The organism is Frankia sp. CeD (genome assembly GCF_000732115.1).
Lineage (GTDB): Bacteria > Actinomycetota > Actinomycetes > Frankiales > Frankiaceae > Frankia > Frankia casuarinae.
In genome coordinates this window covers 1-4,554 of the sequence record NZ_JPGU01000087.1, presented here as the reverse complement: position 1 = coordinate 4,554, position 4,554 = coordinate 1, and the positions used below count along the sequence as shown (strand labels likewise).

The 4,554-nt window shown below is 66.6% G+C and carries 5 protein-coding genes; 1 reads left to right on the top strand and 4 read right to left on the bottom strand.

The annotated features are described in order from the left end of the window. The first annotated feature begins 696 nt into the window (after nt 1–696). Nucleotides 697–1,425, top strand: coding sequence for a tyrosine-type recombinase/integrase (locus CED_RS20845; RefSeq protein ID WP_011435544.1), 729 nt, complete (start codon nt 697–699; stop codon nt 1,423–1,425). 102 nt (nt 1,426–1,527) lie between these two features. Here CED_RS20845 and CED_RS20840 read toward each other — a convergent pair whose 3' ends face one another. From CED_RS20840 to CED_RS20820, 4 genes are all read right to left on the bottom strand, one after another. Beyond that, entirely contained in the window at nt 1,528–1,971 is a 444-nt protein-coding gene (locus CED_RS20840; protein WP_035913596.1) for a hypothetical protein, read from the bottom strand. A gap of 2 nt (nt 1,972–1,973) precedes the next feature. After that, on the bottom strand, nt 1,974–2,672 hold the full coding sequence (locus CED_RS20835; protein WP_023841598.1) for a DUF433 domain-containing protein: 699 nt from the start codon (nt 2,670–2,672) through the stop codon (nt 1,974–1,976). A 640-nt stretch (nt 2,673–3,312) separates the two neighbouring features. Continuing rightward, the gene (locus CED_RS20825; RefSeq protein ID WP_035913593.1) at nt 3,313–3,693 is read right to left on the bottom strand and encodes a type II toxin-antitoxin system death-on-curing family toxin; all 381 of its coding nucleotides are present in this window, start codon (nt 3,691–3,693) and stop codon (nt 3,313–3,315) included. Next, a complete protein-coding gene (locus CED_RS20820) occupies nt 3,690–3,887 on the bottom strand; it encodes a ribbon-helix-helix protein, CopG family (protein WP_011435539.1) in 198 nt (65 codons plus the stop codon). The genes CED_RS20825 and CED_RS20820 overlap by 4 nt, the downstream gene beginning before the upstream one ends. Between the last annotated feature and the right edge of the window lie 667 nt (nt 3,888–4,554).

Here is a 4,554-nt window from a genome sequence, read left to right as displayed (position 1 = left end):
CGCGCGTTTCGTAGCATTACCGACGGGAAGCAAGACATCCGAAGCACGGACCGGAACTCGATCAACCAACGAGCCGCCTTGCAGCCGTGATCGCAACCGAGTCGGGTTCGGGATTCGCCGAGTGCCGCGCGACCGGAGCGATCAACCTCTATCAGTCGTCTTGGCATTCGCGTTGCCGGCGTAGCCGGCTCGACGGATCTTCGCGTGGGCCGGTTCGACAGACACGGTCGGGCCGTTGACCTGCAGGTTTAGGTTCGCATTAGTGCTGGTTGGGTGCACATCGCAGCACTGACCAGGCATGCAACGTAGTAATTGCAGTCTGATCCGTCAAGCTCAGCGGTGACCGAGATGGTAACGTTTTGTCATAGTGGAGATCATTTCTGGGGTCGATCCCGTCTGGTGGCTCCTGCTCGACGGATGGGACCAGAGCCTGCAGACCGTCGGGCGCAGCGTCGAGACCCGGACCGCGTAGCGCAAGGCCGGCGTGGCGTTCGTCAACTGGCTCGCGGCACTGCCGCCGGCGCCTGCCGGCTGGACACCGCCGCGGACTGGCGTCGAGCGGCGCGCGGCCCGGCGCGCGGCCGCGGACGCCGGCGCCGAGCAGATGCCGACATACCGGCCGGGCGCGGCAGACGAGATCAGCCGGCAGCACGTCGAACAGTTCCTGATCTCCTTCGCGACCGAGCGGACACCGCGATGCCCGGACGGACGATCCGGCTCGACGGTGAATCAGGCGTTCCGCTCGCTCCAGCAGTTTTTTTGTGGCTGCTCGCCGAGGAGGAGCTCGACGCCTCGCCGATGGAGCGCATGGAGCCCCCCAAGATCGGCGAGCGGGTGAAACCGCTGCTCGTACTCGACCAGCTGTCCGCCCTCGTCGCCGTGTGCAAGGGCAAGGATTTCACCAGTCGACGTGACGAGGCGCTCGTGCGCGTCTTCGCGGACTCGGGCGGCCGTAGAAGCGAGGTCGCCGGCCTGACCGTCGCCGACGTCGACCTCGGCCGCAAGCGCCTGCTCGTCACCGGCAAGGGCGACCGACAGCGACACATCGCCATCGGCGCTCAGACCGCGCTCAGCCTGAACCGGTACCTGCGGCGCGGCCACCACCGACATGCCACTCTGCCCGCGCTGTGGCTGGCCGGCCGAGGCACCGCGATGACACCGTCGGGCGTCTACCAGGTGGTACGGCGCCGCGGCCGCGAGGCCGGCATCGACGTCCACCCCCACCTGTTCCGCCACGCGCTCGCCGACGCCTGGCTCTTTGCCGGCGGCGGAGAGCAGACCCTCGCCGACCACATGGGGTGGAGCACCACGCAGATGGTCCGCCGCTACGGCGCCGCCGGCCGGTCGCGGCGCGCTCAGAACGAGCACGAGCGCCTCGGCCTCGGTGATGCCTGCCGGCTGATCAGCCCCCGTCGCGTCAGCTAGCCGGCGGGTCCAGAGGGTGCCGATGCCCGGCGATCCATGCGAGGACTTCGTCCTCTTTCGACGAGCGGTAGTTCACGCCGACACCAGCGGAAACGCCTCACCTCACGACTCGTCCTCCTGCCCTCTGAGGTCCTGCGGGACCGGGAGCGTCAGCTTCCGTACGCCGGCCTGGGTCAGCGAGTAGAAGAAGGGCCCCTTCTCCTCGACCAGCGGCTCGATCTTGCCCCAGTGCTGGACGACCATGCGCAGCATGTCCCACCGGGACATGCTGCCGCTCTTGGTCAAGAAGAGGCCCTTCACCTCGCTGGCCAGGAAGATCTGCTTCTCGACGGCGCGACACCGGATCATGTTGTCGCGCGTGATCAGCAGCAGGCCTTCCTCGCCGACGTAGGGCAGCCAGCGAACGTCCTTCGTCCCCAGCGTGATCGGGCAACGTCTGTGGCCGGGATGGATGACGTCGGTTCGCACCGCGGCGAGCGCCTTACCCAGGGGCAGGGTGTTCTCGTTGACGANGAAGCGCGCCTGGAGATCGGCGGCGGCGTTCATGCTCAGGCTGCGGTCTCTTCCTGCTCGCGGAGACGCGCTTCATAGCGGACCGCGGCCTCAACATCAGCATCGGGGAGCTCGTAGACCTCGGCGATCCCTGCGATCGAGTCGCCCGCAGCCCACAGCTCGTACAGGTTCGCGGTGCGGGTGTTTCGTACGACGGGCGCGCCGAAGCCGAGCAGCGGGTCGAGTACCACCTGCCGGCCGGTGGGGTCCGGGTATAGCCGCAGAGCCTCACCTCCCTTGCCGTCGCCGGGAGCGAACTCGACCTTGGCAAAGAAGTCCTGCGCCTTCGGCGCGAGCACGAGCTGGCCGTCGTGGACGCGGACCATCTCCAGCGAGGTCGCCAGGCCGACTTCCTCCTGAACCGCCATGACCACGTCGCGGCCGAAGACGTACGGGTGCATGTGCGCAAGCGGGTACGGCACGCCGAAGCGTTCCCGTAGCCGCTGGACGACGAGCCGCATCCTCTGTAGCGAAACACCGCGAACGCGGTACTCATGCAGGTAGCCGGCCTCGACAAACTCGCCCCACGTGACCAGATCGCGGCCGGTGTGCTCGGGACGGATCACCGGCTCGTAGTGGGTCTGTCCACGGGTGTAGCCGTCGATCCACGACCGGAGCCGGGCAGGCTTCACCGCGAGCAGGTGAGCGGCCTCGCTCATCGAGTAGATCTCACGTTCCAACACCGTGACAGTCACATCGACATCATGGCTTCCTCCGGTCGCATGTACCCCGCTTCGACGCGCCAACGGGGTAGCTCATATCGGACATTTGCTCACGCAGCGCGTCCGAGCGTCATTTCTCACCCCTCCACCCGGGGCGGTTCCGATCCAGCCACGCCTCCACGTCGGCCCGATGCCAGAGTCGTAGCCGGGGATGATCCAAGATCGGGTCGGGGAAGCCCTTCGCGTTCGCGATGCGGCTGGCGTACTCGCGCGAGACTCGCTCGCCACTTCGGGAACCGCGTCCGAGGAGATCGCGGAGCTGATCGATGTCTACGGCGTCTTCCAGGTCCCCGATAGTGACGATCTCGTCACGTGGTCGGCGGGACACCCCGCGGACGCTAGGCGCGGGCTCCTGCATGCGCGGGATGGACTGTCCACCTGCCCTGTAGGAGGCCATGGCGCACTACGGTGCCCCGCTGATCATCACAGCCCGTCGGCGTGCTGGCCGGCGGGCCGGATGACACGCCGGATGACCAGGCCGAACCAGCCGACGGCGTGCCCGAACGATCAGAAGTCATCCCTCGACCGAGATCACGACAGGGACGGAACACAGGCTAGTTCACAAAGAATCTTGTCCTAAAAATCTTGACAAGTTCCGGACGGCCATGGGTCCTCACCGACGGCTCCGGGTCGCCCCTTCAAGGATCTTGGTGATGTCCTCGACGGAATCGTGGACACCGGACGCGATGCTCATCACGAGGTCGTAGGCCTCGTCGTTGGTCAGCGTCAGGCGACGGCCGTTGACACCGTAGAAGGCGATCAGACCGGCAAGGGCGAGCCGCTTGTTCCCGTCGACGAGGGCATGGTTGCGAGCCAGTGAATGCAGGAGCGCGGCGGCCTTGCCGTCAAGAGAGGGATAGGCGTCCCGGCCGAACACCGTCGCCCGCGGGCGCGNGAGAGCGGATTCGAGCAGGCCGTGGTCCCTGACCACCGGATCGGAACCGATGGCCCGCTCGGCGATGTACAGCAGTTCGCGAAGCGTCAGGTAGATCATTCGCCGAGCCAGCGGAGCGCCTCGGCGTACCGCGGCAGCTCCTCGTCCAGCACCTGATCCAGCAGTTCCGCCCGGCTGTGTGCCTCGATGTACTCCCGGATCGCCTCCCGGGCGATCTCCTGCATCGACCGCTGTTCCAACTCCGAACGCAGACGCAAAGCCTCTGCCTCGTCATCCGTCAAGCGCAGTGTCATCGCCACCACCCGACGGTATCACCGCTGATACCGCCGCCGGGACTCGCGCCATGGTCGCGACGCCCGGTTCCTATCCGATCTTCTTGGCGTTCGCATCGCCGTGTAGCCGGACCGCCGGATCTTCGCGTGGACGGGCTCGACGGAAACGGTCGGGCCGTTGACCTGCAGGTTTAGGTTCGCATTAGTGCTGGTTGGGTGCACTCACCGACGCCAACGAAGATCGACATATGCCATAACCTGCGGCTTGACTACCCAATGGGGCGGTCTGCAACCAGCGAGGCCGATGGCTGCAGTACATCGACCTGCGACTGTGGGTTCGAGTCTTGTTGGGTCGACCCCAGCCGCGCTTGATCATAAGGTCCATGCCTCGCCCACCAGCGAGTGTTGCGCGAGTTGCACCGCTCGGCCGCCGCATCACCGGCGTCGTCGCGCCGGGCGCACCCTTCCCCTCACGGCAGACTCGGAGATCCAGGAGGATCAGCCCGGGGCGAGGCGCGCTGTCCGTTAGCCGATACTAGTAGGACTTCGCTAGGTGACTCCGGATAGGTGTTGTGTGACGTTGGGTGTGGGGTTGAAGGGTCGTTGGCAGGTGGGGCAGGCGCCGGTCCAGACGGCGAGCAGGGCCTGGAGGGTGCGGAGGACTCCGTAGAGGGTCAGGCCGGCGCAG

Excerpts from the sequence above, each read along its gene's own strand:
- CED_RS20845 (WP_011435544.1), top strand. The coding sequence starts at position 697 with ATGCCCGGACGGACGATCCGGCTCGACGGTGAATCAGGCGTTCCGCTC.
- CED_RS20820 (WP_011435539.1), bottom strand. The coding sequence starts at position 3,887 with ATGACACTGCGCTTGACGGATGACGAGGCAGAGGCTTTGCGTCTGCGT.